Raw genomic sequence first — 16,460 nt, 5'->3', positions numbered from 1 at the left:
GCCAGGGACATCCCAGGGACTTTCACGTCTGTCCCAGGGAGGCCTCAGGGACTTTCCGACGCGTAAGCAGGGAAGGCCCTGACAGCGTCGAAAGACACGAACGCGCTGGTCAGGGCCCATCCGCCTAGCACTCGATGATGTTCACCGCGAGCCCGCCCCGCGCCGTCTCCTTGTACTTCACCGACATGTCCGCCCCGGTCTCCTTCATCGTCTTGATGACCTTGTCCAGGGAGACGAGGTGGTTCCCGTCGCCGCGCATCGCCATCTTCGCCGCCGTGACCGCCTTGACCGCCGCCATGCCGTTGCGCTCGATGCACGGGATCTGCACCAGACCGCCGACGGGGTCGCAGGTCAGGCCGAGGTTGTGCTCCATGCCGATCTCCGCGGCGTTCTCCACCTGCTCCGGGGTGCCGCCCAGGACCTCCGCGAGGGCGCCGGCCGCCATCGAGCAGGCGGAGCCGACCTCGCCCTGGCAGCCGACCTCGGCGCCGGAGATGGAGGCGTTCTCCTTGAAGAGCATGCCGATCGCGCCGGCCGCGAGCAGGAAGCGGACGACGCCGTCCTCGTCGGCGCCGGGGACGAAGTTCACGTAGTGGTGCAGCACGGCGGGGATGATGCCGGCGGCGCCGTTGGTGGGGGCGGTCACCACCCGGCCGCCCGCCGCGTTCTCCTCGTTCACCGCCATCGCGTAGAGGGTGATCCACTCCATCGCGCGGGCCAGCGGGTCGCCCTCGGCGCGCAGTTGGCGGGCGGTGTTGGCGGCGCGGCGGCGGACCTTGAGGCCGCCGGGGAGGATGCCCTCGCGGGTCATGCCGCGGGTCACGCAGGACTGCATCACCCGCCAGATCTCCAGCAGGCCGGCGCGGATCTCGTCCTCGGTGCGCCACGCCTTCTCGTTCTCCAGCATCAGCGAGGAGATGGAGAGTCCGGTCTCCTTGGTGAGCCGCAGCAGTTCGTCGCCGGTGCGGAAGGGGTACTTCAGCACGGTGTCGTCGAGCTTGATCCGGTCCTCGCCGACCGCGTCCTCGTCGACGACGAACCCGCCGCCGACCGAGTAGTACGTCTTCTCCAGCACGGTGGCGCCCTCGGCGTCGTACGCCGTGATCGTCATGCCGTTCGCGTGGTACGGCAGCGCCTTGCGACGGTGCAGGACCAGGTCCTCGTCGGCGTCGAAGGCGATCTCGTGCGCCCCGAGGAGGTTCAGCCGGCCGGCCGCCCTGATCGTCGCCACCCGCTCGTCGGCGCCCTCGACGTCGACCGTGCGCGGGGAGGCGCCCTCCAGGCCCAGCAGCACCGCCTTGGGGGTGCCGTGGCCGTGGCCGGTGGCGCCCAGCGAGCCGAACAGCTCGGCGCGGACCGCGGTGGTGTGGGCGAGCAGGCCCTCGTTCTTCAGCCGCCGGGCGAACATCCGGGCCGCGCGCATCGGGCCGACCGTGTGCGAGCTGGACGGGCCGATGCCGATCGAGAACAGGTCGAAGACCGAGATGGCCACGGAGAACTCCTAGCGGGTTGGTAGACGCCGTTGTCTGCCGGCTGTGCAAGGCGGTGCGGGGGTGCAGTCGATGCAGTGGATGCGGGCCGTGCAAGGCGGTACGGGGTGGTGCTGGTGTGACGGATGGGGTGGGTGTTGACGTACGAGCGGGGGCACCGGCTCACCGTTCAGTGTGCGCGATGCCCCCGCACCTCGTACAAACGTACGGGTTACAGCCCCGGGTACAGCGGGTGCTTCGCCGCCAGCGCCGAGACCCGCGCGCGCAGCGCGGCCGCGTCGTACGACGGCTTCAGCGCCTCCGCGATCACGTCCGCGACCTCGCGGAAGTCCTCGTCGCCGAAGCCGCGGGTGGCCAGCGCCGGGGTGCCGATCCGCAGGCCCGAGGTCACCATCGGGGGCCGCGGGTCGTTCGGGACGGCGTTGCGGTTGACCGTGATGCCGACCTCGTGGAGCCGGTCCTCGGCCTGCTGTCCGTCCAGCTCGGAGTGGCGCAGGTCCACCAGGACCAGGTGCACGTCCGTGCCGCCCGACAGCACCGAGACGCCGTGCTCGGTGACGTCCTCGCGGACCAGGCGCTCGGCGAGGATCCGCGCGCCGTCCAGGGTGCGCTGCTGGCGCTCCTTGAACTCCTCGGACGCGGCGATCTTGAAGGAGACCGCCTTCGCCGCGATGACGTGCTCCAGCGGGCCGCCCTGCTGGCCCGGGAAGACCGCGGAGTTGATCTTCTTCGCCAGCTCGGCGGTGGAGAGGATCACGCCGCCGCGGGGGCCGCCCAGCGTCTTGTGCGTGGTGGTGGTCACCACGTGGGCGTGCGGCACCGGGTTCGGGTGCAGCCCGGCCGCCACCAGGCCCGCGAAGTGGGCCATGTCGACCATCAGGTACGCGCCGACCTCGTCCGCGATCCGGCGGAAGGCGGCGAAGTCGAGCTGGCGCGGGTAGGCGGACCAGCCGGCCACGATCAGCTTCGGGCGGGACTCCTTGGCCAGCTTCTCGACCTCGGCCATGTCGACCTGACCGGTGGCGTCGTCCACGTGGTAGGCGACCACGTTGTAGAGCTTGCCGGAGAAGTTGATCTTCATGCCGTGGGTCAGGTGCCCGCCGTGGGCGAGGTTCAGACCCATGATCGTGTCGCCCGGCTTCAGCAGCGCGAACATCGCCGCCGCGTTCGCCTGGGCGCCCGAGTGCGGCTGAACGTTGGCGTGCTCGGCGCCGAACAGCTCCTTGATGCGGTCGATCGCGATCTGCTCGACCACGTCGACGTGCTCGCAGCCGCCGTAGTAGCGGCGACCGGGGTAGCCCTCGGCGTACTTGTTGGTCAGGACCGAGCCCTGGGCCTCCATGACCGCGACCGGAGCGAAGTTCTCCGAGGCGATCATCTCCAGGGTCGACTGCTGGCGGTGGAGCTCGGCGTCGACGGCGGCGGCGACGTCCGGGTCCAGCTCGTGGAGAGGGGTGTTGAGAAGCGACATGTGTGAGTCCCTGTGTCCCTTGATCCCTGTGTGCTGTCTGTGGTCGTACGGAGCGTGACCGTCAGCCCGCGGAGAACGCGGTGTACTCGTCGGCCGTGAGCAGCTCGTCCTGCTCGCCGGTGACCCGCACCTTGAACAGCCAGCCGCCCTCGAAGGGGGCGCTGTTCACCAACGACGGGTCGTCCACGACGTTCTGGTTGACCTCCGTGACCTCCCCCGACACCGGCGAGTACAGGTCGCTGACGGACTTGGTGGACTCCAGCTCGCCGCAGGACTCGCCCGCGGTGACGTCGTCGCCGACCGCGGGGAGCTGGGCGAAGACGACGTCACCGAGCGCGTTCGCGGCGTGCTCGGTGATCCCGACCGTCGACACGCCGTCCTCGGCGGGCGACAGCCACTCGTGCTCCTTGCTGTAGCGGTGCTGCTGCGGGTTGCTCATGTCGTGAATTCTCCTGTATGCGGAAAGGGCGAACGGACGGACGGGCGGCGCGCTGACGTGCCGCTGGTCACTTCGGTGACCGGGCGGGGTGGATGACCGACCGGTGCGCGACGGCATGCACCGCCGGTGCGCGGGACCGGAGGGCTTCGTGGGCCCCGGCCCGCGCCGGAGTCAGCAGGGGCTCACTTCTGGCGGCGGTAGAAGGGCAGCGCCACGACCTCGTACGGCTCGTGCGCACCCCGGACGTCGACCGCGACGCCCGTCGTGCCCGGTGCCGCGTGCGCGGCGTCGACGTACGCCATCGCGATCGGCTTGCCGAGGGTGGGGGACGGCGCGCCCGAGGTGACCTCGCCGATCACCTCGCCGCCGGCGACCACCGGATAGCCGGCGCGGGGCACCCGACGGCCCTCGGCGATCAGGCCGACCAGCTTGCGCGGCGGTGCGGACTCGGCGCGCGCGGCGGCCTCGGTCAGCGCGGCGCGCCCCACGAAGTCGCCCTCCTTCTCGAACTTCACCACCCGGCCGAGGCCGGCGTCGAAGGGGGTGAGCGCGGTCGTCAGCTCGTGCCCGTACAGCGGCATGCCCGCCTCCAGGCGCAGGGTGTCCCGGCAGGACAGCCCGGCCGGCACCAGGCCCGCGGGCGCCCCGGCCTCGGTCAGCGCCCGCCACAGCGTCTCGGCGTGCTCGGGTGCGACGAAGAGTTCGAAGCCGTCCTCGCCGGTGTAGCCGGTGCGGGCGATCAGCGCCGGCACGCCGGCGACCGTGCCCGGCAGGCCCGCGTAGTACTTCAGCCCGTCGAGGTCGGCGTCGGTGACGGACTTCATGATGCCGGGGGAGGCCGGGCCCTGGACGGCGATCAGGGCGTAGGCGTCGCGGTCGTCGCGCACCTCGGCGTCGAAGCCGGCGGAGCGCTCGACGAGGGCGTCGAGGACGACCTGGGCGTTGCCCGCGTTCGCGACGACCATGTACTCCGTGGCACCGGTGCGGTACACGATCAGGTCGTCGAGGATGCCGCCGTCCTCACGGCAGATCATCGTGTAGCGGGCGCGGCCGGCGCCGACCGTGGAGATGTTGCCCACCAGGGCGTGGTCCAGCAGTGCGACGGCCTGCGGGCCGGAGACGGTGATCTCGCCCATGTGGGAGAGGTCGAAGAGGCCCGCGGTGGTGCGCACGGCGTTGTGCTCGTCGCGCTCGCTGCCGTACCGCAGCGGCATGTCCCAGCCGGCGAAGTCGGTCATGGTCGCGCCCAGCGAGCGGTGCAGCGCGTCGAGGGCGGTTCGGCGGGGGGCGGTGTTCGCGGACGGGCTCATGGACGCTTCTCCCAGGGGCATGACGGAAACACATGACGACGAGGACGATCCTCCCCATCTGTCATCGGAACCTGAGAGGTTCGTCGCGATCGTACGTACTGCTGGGCGTACGGTCGTGACTTGCACCTTGGGTGGAGCCGGCTGACGCGGCCCGCTTTTCAGATCTGCCTCATCGCACGCGGTACGGGGCCTGAGAGATTCAAGGGAGGAACTTGCTCCTTCGGCGCCCGGCGGACGTGCCGGGACTCTCCCGCGTGGATTCAAGCGGCCGGTATGCAGTTGGCGGGCACATCATTGCACGCGCAGGCGGGAAGGGGGAGTGCGGACCGGAACGTTCGCGCCCCGAGCGCGCCCGACGGCCGGGCGCAACACCGGGCGCGGTGGACCACCGAAGAAATCGATGGCGCCGAATTACCATTTCTTTACGCTCCATGGGCATGTGTGTGGGTGACCTGAACCGGGGGAGGAGGGTGTGATGACGTTGCAGCACTCCGGTGCCTACGCCACTACCGCGGGGGTGCCCGCACAGCCACAGGTGCCCGTGCGGAAGCGGGTGGGGGACCCCGCTCCGTCGACGCTGTCGGCGCTCTCCGGGGCCTCCGGGGCGCCCGTCCTGCGGGACCTGCGGGACCGCTCGGGGCGCACCCCCCGCACCCTCGCCTTCGCCACGGGCGACGTCGTCGTGGTCTCCGGACTGCCCGGCAGCGGCAAGTCCACCCTGATCAAGCGCACGGTACGCGGCACGCGCATCGACTCCCAGGACACCCGCGACCGCTGGGACGCGGCGACGCCCCGCTTCCTGCCGTACGCCCTGTACCGCCCCTTCGTCCGCATCGCGCACTACGCGGGGCTGCGCAAGGCGCTGCGCTCGGGCCGGAGCGTCGTGGTCCACGACTGCGGCACCCAGGCGTGGGTCCGCCGCTGGCTCGCCCGCCAGGCCCGGCGCCGCGGCAGCGCCCTCCATCTCCTGCTGCTGGACGTGCCGCCCGACGTCGCCCGGGAGGGGCAGCGCGAGCGCGGACGCGGAGTCTCCGGTTACGCCTTCGCGCGCCACCGGCGGGCCGCCGGCCGGCTGATCGCGGACGCGGGGGTCGGCCGCGCCCCGGCCGGCTGCGCCTCGGTGACGCTCCTGGACCGCCCGGCCGCCACCACCTTGACCCGCATCGGCTTCCGGGCGGGGTAGCCGGCCCGCGGTACCGAACGGGACGGCGCCGGACCGTACAGGCCCTAGAGTCATGGGGTCTCCGTGCCCGCGGGCCGTAAGGGGAGCCGACGGGCTCAAGCGGTGCTCAAGTGGTGGGGGACGGGCCGCGAGTCGGCCGTCGGCGAGTCGGGGAGAGGCGCGAAGCGGGATGGGCATGCCGGGACACATGGACCTGCTGGAGACGGGCGCGTGGCCCGCGAACGAGTTGGAGCGGGCGCTCGCCGCCTCGCTGGGCGACCCGGGCGCGGGCGCGCGGCTCGTCGAGGTGTTGGGCCGCAGCGACATATGGGTGCCGCTGCCGCAGGGCGGAGCCCCGGACAGCCGGGAGCTCGACCTGCCGATGATGGAGATCGACGGCGCCGCGTACGTACCGGTGTTCAGCTCCGAGCAGCAGTACCGCAGTTGCGTCGGCGACTACGTCTCGTACGTCGTCGCCCCGGCGCGGGAGTTCGCCCGCGGGCTCCAGCCGCAGGTGGGCATCGCGGTGAACCCGGGCGGCACGGTCGGCGTCCCGCTGCCGCCGCCCGCGGTCGCGGAGCTGTGCCGCGACGGCCGGGCCCCGCTCGCGGACGCCCTCCCCGACGGCGCCCCCGGCGCCGGACCGGCGAGCGGCGGGCGGGTGCGGCTCTTCGAGCCGGACTGGCAGCAGGACCCGATGGAGTTCCTCGGCGCCGCGGCGGAGGAGTTCCAGGCCACGGGCGTGGTGATGACCGCGCGCCGGGCGCTGGCCTCGATCGAGGGCGACGCCCCGTCCCTCTTCATCGGCGTCCAGCTCTCCGCCTGGGGGCCCGCCGAGCAGGCCGCTCCGCTGGACGCCCTCGGTCGTGCCCTCGGCCGCGTCCCGGCCCCCTGGCCGGTGAACCTGGTCCTGCTGGACGTCGCGCAGGACCCGGTGGGCGAATGGATGCTGGAGAAGGTCCGCCCCTTCTACGAGCGGCGGTAGCGGCGCCAGCGGCTTCGCGGGCCGGCGCCGGCCGGTGCGGGTGAAGCCGCCGAGAGCGGCCGCGTGCTGTCGGGCGTCCCGTTTAAGCTGGCTCCCGTCACCACCGGTTGTTCCACGGGGCGAGCAGCGGGGCAGGTTCGAGACAGGGTCGGCACGAAGGGGCGGAACAGGGTGAGCGCGTCAGGCACCGCGGCGACCGGGCAGATCGAGCACATGCTCCGCCAGGTGACCCCGGGACGGTACGACGCGTACGAGGCGCTGCTCCAGGCCCTCGCCGACCCGACCGGCGGACGCATCTGGATGCTGCTGTGGCACGGCCGCCCCGGCTCTCCCGAGGCCCAGTACGGAAACCTGGAGGTCGACGGCGTCGGCTACGCCCCCGCGGTCACCTCCGCCCAGGAACTGTCCGTCTCCGGCTGGAACCGCGCCCACGAGGTCGTCACCGGACTGGACGCGGCCCGCGCCCTCTACCCCGACCGCTGGGGCATCTGGCTGAACCCGCACGCGCCCGGCGGCGGGGTCGGCATCCCCTGGCCGGACCTGCGCCGGATCGCCACCGGCCTCGACCGGATGCCCGCGGGGCCGCTGCGGCTGTCCGAGCCCGCCCTGGAGATCCCGCACTTCTACGCCCTGCTGTCGCGCAACGCGCACCACACGCCCGCCGTCCGCTCGCTGCGCCGCGCCTGGGTGCAGCCCGCGCTGGGCGCCCCGTACCTCGCCATCGGCCTGGACCTGTACGACACCGGGCGGCAGTCGGTGGACGCGGTGCGGGCGATGATGCAGCAGTCCATCACGGCGGTGCCCGACGGGCTGCCGGTGTCGACGGTGGCGCTGTCGGACGAGTACGACCCGGTGGGGATGTGGCTGCGGGCCAACGCCCGGCCGTTCTACGACCGGGACGCCCACGGCGGCGCGCCCGGCGCGGCCCCCGCAGTCGCCCCCGGCGATGGCTACGGCTATCCGCCGGTGGCCGGTCACTGACCGACCGGACCCGGCTCCGGCTTCCCCGGCAGCACCCCTCCAGGGACGTCTCTTCAGAAGACGCTCCCCCCTTTCCATGCCCATTTCCGGGATCTGCGCATTGGATTGGGGGATTCGGGACGCGCAATCCCTTTGAAGTGCAGGGGAATCCCGGAAGAATCAATTCACCGATTATCGGACAATGGCTCAACTCCCGTTGTCGTGGGGGGACATGGTTCCCCGCTGAGCCCGCGACGTCGTCCGGATAACGGAATCCCTCTACGCGCATCACGGTTGGGCAACCATTGTCCTGGGGGTCTGGCGGCTGATCGCGCGACCGTTGAAGACTCCCGCACCAAGGGGAGATTCGCCCGCGTGTACGGCCGGGTAACACGTACATCTCGTACCAACTGCTCCTCGTGCACCAGAAGTTCACAGCAAGCCGCTACAGCGGCGGGTACGGGCCGGTCACCTCCGGCCGGGAGGGGTCCCCACCACGATGACGGCACCAATGCACGACACGGGCACGGAAGCGGACAAGGCCGCGTCCACCGATGTCGCGGCGGCTGTAGTCAGGAAGTCGGTCGAGGGGCGGTCGCTACGGCAGATCGCCTGGTCACGGCTGAAACAGGACAAGCTGGCGCTGGCCGGCGGCATCGTTGTCATCTTCCTGGTGCTCGTCGCGATCTTCGCTCCGCTGATCGTCGACCTGTTCGGGCATCCGCCGAACAAGTTCCACCAGGACAAGCTGGACCCGCTGTTCAACACGCCCAAGGGCGCCTTCGGCGGCATCAGCTCCGAACACCTGCTGGGCGTCGAGCCCAACAACGGCCGGGACGTCTTCAGCCGGATCGTGTACGGCGCCCGGATCTCGCTGCTGGTCGCCTTCCTCGCCGCGGTCGTCGCGGTACTGCTCGGCACGATCTTCGGCATCATCGCCGGCTACTTCGGCGGCTGGGTCGACGCGATCATCAGCCGGGTCATGGACATGCTGCTGTCCTTCCCGCAGCTGCTCTTCATCATCTCCCTGGTCGCGGTGCTACCCAACGACCTGTTCGGACTGACCGGTTCGAGCGTGCGCATCGCGATCCTCGTCTCGGTCATCGGCTTCTTCGGCTGGCCCTACGTCGGCCGCATCGTGCGCGGCCAGACCCTCTCGCTGCGCGAGAAGGAGTACATCGAGGCCGCCCGCAGCCTGGGCGCCGGCTCGCGCTACGTGCTCTTCAAGGAGCTGCTGCCGAACCTGGTCGCCCCCATCACCGTCTACGCCACGCTGATGATCCCGACGAACATCCTCACCGAGGCCGCGCTCAGCTTCCTCGGCGCCGGAGTCCGTCCGCCGACCGCGTCCTGGGGCCAGATGCTCTCCACCGCGGTGAAGACCTACGAGGCCGACCCGACCTTCATGGTCATCCCCGGTCTTGCCATCTTCATCACGGTGCTCGCCTTCAACCTCTTCGGCGACGGCGTGCGCGACGCGCTCGACCCCAAGGGCACCCGGTGACGGCCCGCGGCGGCCACGGACGGCCGCACACAACTGAACGTGCCCCTGCCACCCCTGTCAGGCGGCTCCGAACTGGTCTCCCGGCGTCGAGCAGGGACCGCGCTACTCCGGAGGTTGTAACCATGACTCCCCAACGTTCGTCGAGGGCCAGGCGGGTCGCCGGTGCGGCCGTCGTCGTGGCCGCGCTCACGGCCACTGCGGCCTGCGGCGGCGGCGACAGCGACGACAACGGCGGCGGTGGCGGCAAGGCGGCCGGGTTCAACGCCGGCGTCAAGGGCATCGCGAACCCGTCCACCAAGGCGGGCGGCACGCTGAAGTTCATCGGCAAGCAGGACCTGGACTCCGCGGACCCGCAGCGCCAGTACTACGGCATGGCCTGGGACTTCAGCCGGTTCTACTCGCGCCAGCTCGTCACGTACGCCACCAAGCCGGGCCCCGCCGGCGCCGAACTGGTGCCCGACCTGGCCCAGGACAAGGCCGCGATCAGCAACGACGGCAAGACCTACACGTACAAGCTGCGTGAAGGGATCACCTGGGAGGACGGTTCGCCGATCACCTCCAAGGACATCAAGTACGGCATCCAGCGCATCTGGGCCACCGACGTCATCACCGGCGGCCCGCAGTACCTGCGCCAGGTCCTCGACCCGGGCAACACCTACAAGGGCCCGTACAAGGACACCGCGCCCGACAAGCTCGGCCTGAAGGCGATCCAGACGCCGGACGACAAGACCATCGTCTTCAACCTCCCGAAGGCCAACGGCGACTTCGAGCAGATGCTCGCCATGCCGGCCGGCTCCCCGGTGAAGAAGGAGATGGACAAGGGCGCCCAGTACCAGCTCAAGCCCTTCTCCTCGGGCCCGTACAAGTTCGAGAAGTACGAGCCGAAGAAGAGCATCAGCCTGGTCCGCAACGACAAGTGGGCCAAGGCGTCCGACCCGGTCCGGCCCGCGCTGCCGGACAAGGTCACCGTGACGATCAACTCCAACATCGAGGCGATCGACGAGCTGCTGATCAAGGGCGAGTACGACCTCGACCTGAACGCCACCGGCATGGGCCAGGCCGGCCGTGGCAAGGCGCTCAAGGAGAGCAAGGACAACGTCGACAACATCCAGACGGCCTTCGTCCGGTACGTCGACTTCGTCACCGCGCTGGAGCCCTTCAACAACATCGAGTGCCGCAAGGCGGTCATCTACGCGACCGACTTCGCCTCCATCCAGCAGGTCCGCGGCGGCCCGCAGGCCGGTGGCGACATCGCGCCCAACATGCTGCCGAAGGACGTCAAGGGCGCCGACGACTACGACCCGTACGGCGTCCTTGAGCGCAAGGGCAAGCCGGACGTCGCCAAGGCCAAGGACGCGCTGAAGAAGTGCGGCAGGCCGGACGGCTTCACCACCAACATCAGCGCCCGCAGCAACAACCCGCAGGAAGTCCCGGCCGCCGAGGCCCTCCAGGAGTCCCTGAAGGCCGTCGGCATCAAGACCCAGGTCGAGTCGATCGACGGCGCCGAGTCCGCCAGCATCACCGGCTCCCCGGCCGTGGTCAAGCAGCGCAACCTCGGTCTGATCATGAGCGGTTGGGGCCCGGACTTCCCGACCGGCCAGGGCTTCTCCCAGCCGATCATCGACGGCCGTTTCATCTCCGAAAACGGCAACTACAACATGTCGCAGACGAACGACCCGAAGATCAACAAGTTCTTCGACGACGCGCTGCTGGAGACCGACCCCAACAAGGCCGGTGAGATCTACAAGCAGATGAACCACGCGGTCTCCGACCTCGCCGTCCAGATGCCGCTCGTCTACGAGAAGAACATCACCTGGCGCAGCTCGCGGCTGACGAACGCCTACTCCACCGGCGCGTACAGCGGTCGCTACGACTACGTCTCGCTGGGCGTCGTCAAGTAGTCCTCAACCCTCCCGAGGATCCCCGGTGGTGACCCGCTGCCCCGAGCAGCGGGTCACCACCGGCACCACACCGCCAACGCCCAAACCGCCAGTCCCGAAGGGCAGGTGATGGCCTCGGGCGGCGTCCCCCACGACCCGAAATCCGGGTTCCCGGGGCCGCCGCCGGGCCGCGCACAGTGCTTGCTTACGTCATCCGGCGATTGTTCGCCGTCGCCATGATGCTGTTGGTCGTGACCCTGACGACCTTCGTCATCTTCTTCGTGCTCCCCAAGTGGGCCGGCTCCGATCCCGCGTACCTGTTCGCGGGGAAGCAGGCCGACCCCGCCGCGATCGAGGGCATCCGCAAGAAGCTGGGCCTCGCCGACCCGGTGCTGGTGCAGTTCTGGAACTTCGTCCAGGGCATCTTCGCCGGCCGGGAGTACGCCAACGGCGCGGACGTCACGAAGTGCCCTGCCCCCTGCTTCGGCTACTCCTTCCGCACCGAGCAGGCCGTGTGGCCGCAGCTCGCCGACGCCATCCCGGTCACCCTCTCGCTCGCGGCCGGCGCCTGTCTGCTCTGGGTCGGCGGCGGCGTCGCGGCCGGCGTCGTCTCGGCGCTGCGCCGGGGCACCCTGTGGGACCGGGCCGCGATGACGGTCGCGCTCGCCGGCGTCTCGCTGCCCATCTACTTCACCGGACTGATCTCGCTCGCCGTCTTCAGCTGGCAACTCGACTGGGTCAGCGGCGAGTACGCACCGCTGGAGCAGGACCCCGCCCAGTGGTTCCAGACCCTGGTGCTGCCGTGGATCACCCTCGCGTTCCTGTACGCGGCGATGTACGCCCGGCTCACCCGCGCCACCATGCTGGAGATCATGGGCGAGGACTACATCCGCACCGCCCGCGCCAAGGGGCTGACCGAACGGGTCGTCATCGGCCGGCACGCGATGCGCTCCACCTGGACCCCGGTGCTCACCCTGCTCGGACTCGACCTCGGGGCGCTGCTCGGCGGTGCCGTGCTCACCGAGTCCACGTACAACCTGCCCGGGCTCGGCAAGCTCGCGATCGAGTCCATCAACTCCAAGGACCTGCCGCTGATTCTCGGCGTCACCCTCTTCGCGGCGCTCTTCATCTGCGTGGCGAACCTCGTCGTGGACATGTTGTACGCCGTCGTCGACCCACGAGTGAGGATCGGATGACCGACCTGAACAAGACCGGGGCCGCCACCGGCCCGGCCACCGCCCCCGGCGAGGTCGCCCGGGCCGGCGCGCCCGCCCCCGACGCCTTCCTCGAAGTGCGCGACCTCAAGGTCCACTTCCCGACCGACGACGGCGTGGTCAAGTCCGTCGACGGCCTCAGCTTCCAACTGGAGAAGGGCAAGACCCTCGGCATCGTCGGCGAGTCCGGCTCCGGCAAGTCCGTCACCTCGCTCGGCATCATGGGCCTGCACACGGCCGGTCAGTACGGCCGCCGCAAGGCCCAGATCTCCGGCGAGATCTGGCTGGACGGCCAGGAACTGCTGGGCGCCGAACCGGACGAGGTGCGCAAGCTCCGCGGCCGGAACATGGCGATGATCTTCCAGGACCCGCTGTCCGCGCTGCACCCGTACTACACGATCGGGCGGCAGATCGTGGAGGCGTACCGGGTCCACCACGACGTCGACAAGAAGGTCGCGCGCGCCCGGGCCGTCGAAATGCTCGACCGGGTCGGCATCCCGCAGCCCGACAAGCGGGTGGACAACTACCCGCACGAGTTCTCCGGCGGCATGCGCCAGCGCGCGATGATCGCGATGTCCCTGGTCAACAACCCCGAACTGCTGATCGCCGACGAGCCGACGACCGCCCTGGACGTCACCGTCCAGGCGCAGATCCTCGACCTGATCAGGGACCTGCAGAAGGAGTTCGGCTCGGCGGTCATCGTCATCACCCACGACCTGGGCGTCGTCGCCGAACTGGCCGACGACATCCTGGTGATGTACGGCGGCCGGTGCGTGGAGCGCGGCCCCGCCGAGCAGGTCTTCTACGAACCGCAGCACCCCTACACCTGGGGGCTGCTCGGCTCGATGCCGCGCATCGACCGCGACCAGACCGAGCGGCTCATCCCGGTCAAGGGCTCCCCGCCCAGCCTGATCAACATCCCCGACGGCTGCGCCTTCAACCCGCGGTGCCCCTACGCGGACGTACCGAAGGACAACGTGACGCGCACCGTCCGCCCCGAACTGACCGAGGTCGGCAGCCGGCACTTCTCCGCCTGCCACATGGCGCAGGAGGAGCGGACGCGGATCTGGACCGAAGAGATTGCGCCCAAGCTGTGAGTGACAACGTGAAGATTCCCCACCAGGCGGCGGAGACCGGATCGGCCACCGCACCGGACGCGCTGCTCAAGGTCGAGGGGCTGGTCAAGCACTTCCCGATCCGCTCGGGGCTGTTGCGGCGGCAGACCGGCGCCGTGCAGGCGGTGGACGGGCTCTCCTTCGACGTGCGCCCGGGCGAGACGCTGGGCGTGGTGGGGGAGTCGGGCTGCGGCAAGTCCACCATGGGGCGGCTGATCACCCGGCTGCTGGAGCCGACGGGCGGCCGGATCGAGTTCGAGGGCCACGACATCACGCACATGGGCGTCGGGCAGATGCGCCCGCTGCGCCGTGACGTCCAGATGATCTTCCAGGACCCGTACTCCTCGCTGAACCCCCGGCACACCATCGGCACCATCGTCTCCGCGCCCTTCAAGCTCCAGGGCATCACCCCCGAGGGCGGGGTGAAGAAGGAGGTCCAGCGGCTGTTGGAGCTGGTCGGCCTCAACCCGGAGCACTACAACCGCTATCCGCACGAGTTCTCCGGCGGTCAGCGCCAGCGCATCGGGATCGCGCGGGCGCTGGCGCTGAAGCCGAAGCTGGTGGTGGCGGACGAGCCGGTATCCGCGCTGGACGTGTCGATCCAGGCGCAGGTGGTGAACCTGCTCGACGACCTCCAGGACGAGCTGGGGCTCACGTACGTGATCATCGCCCACGACCTCTCGGTGATCAGGCACGTCTCGGACCGGATCGCGGTGATGTACCTGGGCAAGATCGTGGAGCTGGCGGACCGCGCGTCGCTGTACGAGTCGCCCATGCACCCGTACACCAAGGCGCTGCTCTCCGCAGTGCCGGTGCCGGACCCGCGCAGGCGCGGCGCGAAGAGCGAGCGCATCCTCCTGAAGGGCGACGTGCCGTCGCCGATCGAGCCGCCGACGGGCTGCCGCTTCCACACCCGGTGCTGGAAGGCGACGGAGCTCTGCACGACGAAGGAGCCCCCGCTGATCGAGCTGCGCCCGGGGCAGCAGGTCGCCTGCCACCACCCGGAGAACGCCCCGGACCAGGCCCCCGACGAATCCCGGCTGGCATCGGCCAAGGACGCGGTCGAGGTGGTGACCGCGGTCCCGAAGTCCGAGGAGTCGGCCACCGAGGACGCTGCGGACCAGGCGGCACAGCGCGACGGGGGCGACGGAGGCGACGAAGGCAGCTCCCCGAAGAAGTAGTCGCCGGTCCGGAGCACGGGGACAAAGGCGGCACAATCGTCCGGTGCTCCAAGAATTGTTCACGCCCTCCGTCCAGCACGCGCTCGACCTCGCCGGGATCTTCGTCTTCGCGATCTCCGGCGCACTGCTCGCCGTACGCAAGAACTTCGACGTGTTCGGCATGGCGGTGCTCGCCGAGGTCACCGCGCTGGGCGGAGGGCTGCTGCGCGACCTGATCATCGGGGCCGTTCCGCCGGCGGCCTTCACCGACCTCGGCTACTTCCTGATGCCCCTGGTCGCGACGGCCCTCGTCTTCTTCCTCCACCCCGTCGTGGAGCGCATCCAGACCGGGGTGAACGTCTTCGACGCCGCCGGCCTCGGCCTCTTCTGCGTCACCGGCACCACCAAGGCGTACGAATACGGGCTCGGCCTGACCTCCTCGGCGGTGCTGGGCGTGGCGACCGCCGCGGGCGGCGGCGTCCTCCGGGACGTACTGGCCAACGAGGTGCCGTCCCTGTTGCGCTGGGACCGCGACCTCTACGCCGTCCCGGCGATCGTCGGCGCCGCGATGGTCGCGCTATTCATCCAGTTCGACGCCCTGAACGGGCTGACCAGCGGCTTCGCCGCCCTCGCCGCCTTCACGCTGCGGCTGCTGGCGATGCGCTTCCACTGGCGCGCCCCCCGCGCCTGGAACCGCCGCTCCACGGCGGTGGAGGAGGTCTGAGGAGAACCCGGGGCCAAGGGGTTTCCGCTGAGCTTCTGCGGGGGCGGCCTGCCGTCTCCTGCCCGGTCCACTGGCGTGTGTCGGCGTCCCCCGGCGTCCCCCGGCGTCCCCCGGCGTCTGCCGGCGTGCGTCGGCATCCGCGGAAGTCTCGGAGCCCCAAAAAGCTACTGCTCAGTATGTTCTTGGGGTACCGTGCCGATATGGCACAGGCAGTTCAGGCATCCATCGGCGACAGCGAGTTCGACCGCGACACCGCCGTCACGCTGCGCACACCAGGCGTCTACGACACCCGGCTCTCCGCGGGCTGGACGATCGCCCACGCCGTCAACGGCGGCTACTTGCTGGCCGTCGCCGGCCGAGCCCTTGGGGACGCGCTACCGCACCCCGACCCCTTCACCACCTCGGCCCACTTCGTCAGCGCTAGCACCCCCGGCCCGGCAGTCATCCGGACGCAGACCGTCCGCACCGGCCGCACGCTCTCCACCGGCCAGGCTTCCTTGTTCCAGTACGACGAGGACGGCACGGAGGTCGAGCGCATCCGAGTGCTGGCCACCTACGGCGATCTGAACGACCTCACCGACGAGGTGCGCACCTCCGCGACCCCGCCCGCCATATCCCCGTACGAGCAGTGCTTCGGCTCGGCCGATGCACCCGACCCCGAGTTCGCCGAGAAGTGGGCGATCCTGGGCCGCCTGGACATCCGGCTCGACCCGAACACCATCGGCTGGGCCGTCGGAGCCCCCTCCGGCAAGGGGGAGGTGCGCGGCTGGTTCGGCCTCGCGGACGGCCGGGACGCCGACCCGCTCTCCCTGCTGCTCACGGTCGACGCCATGCCGCCGACCTCCTTCGACCTGGGGCTCAAGGGATGGACCCCGACCGTCGAACTGACCACCCACATCCGCTGCCGCCCGGCCCCCGGCCCGCTCGGCGTCGCGATCTCCACCCGCAACTTGGCGGGCGGCTTCCTGGAAGAGGACGCCGAGATCTGGGACAGCCGAGGCCGCCTGGTCGCCCAGTCCCGACAACTGGCGAAGGCGCCCCGCTGA

The 16,460-nt window shown here is 70.5% G+C and carries 14 protein-coding genes and 1 riboswitch; of the genes, 10 read left to right on the top strand and 4 right to left on the bottom strand.

What is annotated here, in order from left to right; genetic code table 11:
* Positions 1 to 124: 124 nt before the first annotated feature.
* From ACH4E8_RS01175 to gcvT, 4 genes are all read right to left on the bottom strand, one after another.
* Positions 125 to 1,492: an L-serine ammonia-lyase gene (locus tag ACH4E8_RS01175; RefSeq protein ID WP_398443125.1), complete on the bottom strand. Its 1,368-nt coding sequence runs from the start codon at positions 1,490 to 1,492 to the stop codon at positions 125 to 127.
* 209 nt (positions 1,493 to 1,701) lie between these two features.
* The gene (gene glyA / locus ACH4E8_RS01170) at positions 1,702 to 2,961 is read right to left on the bottom strand and encodes a serine hydroxymethyltransferase (RefSeq protein ID WP_398443123.1); all 1,260 of its coding nucleotides are present in this window, start codon (positions 2,959 to 2,961) and stop codon (positions 1,702 to 1,704) included.
* Positions 2,962 to 3,022: 61 nt separating this feature from the next.
* Positions 3,023 to 3,400, bottom strand: coding sequence for a glycine cleavage system protein GcvH (gcvH, locus tag ACH4E8_RS01165; RefSeq protein ID WP_398443121.1), 378 nt, complete (start codon positions 3,398 to 3,400; stop codon positions 3,023 to 3,025).
* A gap of 182 nt (positions 3,401 to 3,582) precedes the next feature.
* Positions 3,583 to 4,710 carry a glycine cleavage system aminomethyltransferase GcvT gene (gene gcvT, locus ACH4E8_RS01160; RefSeq protein WP_398443119.1) on the bottom strand — a complete coding sequence of 376 codons (1,128 nt, stop codon included), beginning with the start codon at positions 4,708 to 4,710 and terminating at the stop codon, positions 3,583 to 3,585.
* Positions 4,711 to 4,879: 169 nt separating this feature from the next.
* Positions 4,880 to 4,973: riboswitch (glycine riboswitch) on the bottom strand.
* Positions 4,974 to 5,185: 212 nt separating this feature from the next.
* Here gcvT and ACH4E8_RS01155 point away from each other — a divergent pair.
* The 10 genes from ACH4E8_RS01155 (at position 5,186) to ACH4E8_RS01110 (ending at position 16,460) form a co-directional block, all read left to right on the top strand.
* Complete coding sequence (locus ACH4E8_RS01155) at positions 5,186 to 5,893, top strand: AAA family ATPase (protein ID WP_398443117.1); 708 nt, start codon at positions 5,186 to 5,188, stop codon at positions 5,891 to 5,893.
* 169 nt (positions 5,894 to 6,062) lie between these two features.
* The gene (locus ACH4E8_RS01150) at positions 6,063 to 6,857 is read left to right on the top strand and encodes an enhanced serine sensitivity protein SseB (RefSeq protein WP_398443115.1); all 795 of its coding nucleotides are present in this window, start codon (positions 6,063 to 6,065) and stop codon (positions 6,855 to 6,857) included.
* Positions 6,858 to 7,028: 171 nt separating this feature from the next.
* On the top strand, positions 7,029 to 7,838 hold the full coding sequence (locus ACH4E8_RS01145) for an enhanced serine sensitivity protein SseB C-terminal domain-containing protein (RefSeq protein ID WP_398443113.1): 810 nt from the start codon (positions 7,029 to 7,031) through the stop codon (positions 7,836 to 7,838).
* Positions 7,839 to 8,316: 478 nt separating this feature from the next.
* Positions 8,317 to 9,321 (top strand): ABC transporter permease, encoded by a 1,005-nt coding sequence (locus ACH4E8_RS01140; RefSeq protein WP_398443111.1) that lies wholly within the window; start codon positions 8,317 to 8,319, stop codon positions 9,319 to 9,321.
* A 122-nt stretch (positions 9,322 to 9,443) separates the two neighbouring features.
* Complete coding sequence (locus ACH4E8_RS01135) at positions 9,444 to 11,222, top strand: ABC transporter substrate-binding protein (RefSeq protein WP_398443109.1); 1,779 nt, start codon at positions 9,444 to 9,446, stop codon at positions 11,220 to 11,222.
* A 218-nt stretch (positions 11,223 to 11,440) separates the two neighbouring features.
* Complete coding sequence (locus ACH4E8_RS01130; protein WP_398444672.1) at positions 11,441 to 12,397, top strand: ABC transporter permease; 957 nt, start codon at positions 11,441 to 11,443, stop codon at positions 12,395 to 12,397.
* Positions 12,394 to 13,512: an ABC transporter ATP-binding protein gene (locus ACH4E8_RS01125; RefSeq protein ID WP_398443107.1), complete on the top strand. Its 1,119-nt coding sequence runs from the start codon at positions 12,394 to 12,396 to the stop codon at positions 13,510 to 13,512. The genes ACH4E8_RS01130 and ACH4E8_RS01125 overlap by 4 nt, the downstream gene beginning before the upstream one ends.
* Before the next feature lie 8 nt (positions 13,513 to 13,520).
* Positions 13,521 to 14,711, top strand: a complete 1,191-nt coding sequence (locus tag ACH4E8_RS01120; protein ID WP_398443105.1) for an ABC transporter ATP-binding protein — start codon at positions 13,521 to 13,523, stop codon at positions 14,709 to 14,711.
* A gap of 43 nt (positions 14,712 to 14,754) precedes the next feature.
* Positions 14,755 to 15,414, top strand: coding sequence for a trimeric intracellular cation channel family protein (locus tag ACH4E8_RS01115; protein WP_398443104.1), 660 nt, complete (start codon positions 14,755 to 14,757; stop codon positions 15,412 to 15,414).
* A 200-nt stretch (positions 15,415 to 15,614) separates the two neighbouring features.
* The gene (locus tag ACH4E8_RS01110; protein ID WP_398443102.1) at positions 15,615 to 16,460 is read left to right on the top strand and encodes a thioesterase family protein; all 846 of its coding nucleotides are present in this window, start codon (positions 15,615 to 15,617) and stop codon (positions 16,458 to 16,460) included.

Source organism: Streptomyces sp. NPDC017979 (genome assembly GCF_044328175.1).
Taxonomy (GTDB): Bacteria; Actinomycetota; Actinomycetes; order Streptomycetales; family Streptomycetaceae; genus Streptomyces.
Note: the sequence above shows the minus strand (reverse complement) of the source record. Positions and strands in the feature narration are given on the sequence as shown.

Excerpts from the sequence above, each read along its gene's own strand:
- glyA (WP_398443123.1), bottom strand. The coding sequence starts at position 2,961 with ATGTCGCTTCTCAACACCCCTCTCCACGAGCTGGACCCGGACGTCGCC.
- gcvH (WP_398443121.1), bottom strand. The coding sequence starts at position 3,400 with ATGAGCAACCCGCAGCAGCACCGCTACAGCAAGGAGCACGAGTGGCTG.
- gcvT (WP_398443119.1), bottom strand. The coding sequence starts at position 4,710 with ATGAGCCCGTCCGCGAACACCGCCCCCCGCCGAACCGCCCTCGACGCG.
- ACH4E8_RS01155 (WP_398443117.1), top strand. The coding sequence starts at position 5,186 with ATGACGTTGCAGCACTCCGGTGCCTACGCCACTACCGCGGGGGTGCCC.
- ACH4E8_RS01150 (WP_398443115.1), top strand. The coding sequence starts at position 6,063 with ATGGGCATGCCGGGACACATGGACCTGCTGGAGACGGGCGCGTGGCCC.
- ACH4E8_RS01140 (WP_398443111.1), top strand. The coding sequence starts at position 8,317 with ATGACGGCACCAATGCACGACACGGGCACGGAAGCGGACAAGGCCGCG.
- ACH4E8_RS01135 (WP_398443109.1), top strand. The coding sequence starts at position 9,444 with ATGACTCCCCAACGTTCGTCGAGGGCCAGGCGGGTCGCCGGTGCGGCC.
- ACH4E8_RS01130 (WP_398444672.1), top strand. The coding sequence starts at position 11,441 with ATGCTGTTGGTCGTGACCCTGACGACCTTCGTCATCTTCTTCGTGCTC.
- ACH4E8_RS01125 (WP_398443107.1), top strand. The coding sequence starts at position 12,394 with ATGACCGACCTGAACAAGACCGGGGCCGCCACCGGCCCGGCCACCGCC.
- ACH4E8_RS01110 (WP_398443102.1), top strand. The coding sequence starts at position 15,615 with ATGGCACAGGCAGTTCAGGCATCCATCGGCGACAGCGAGTTCGACCGC.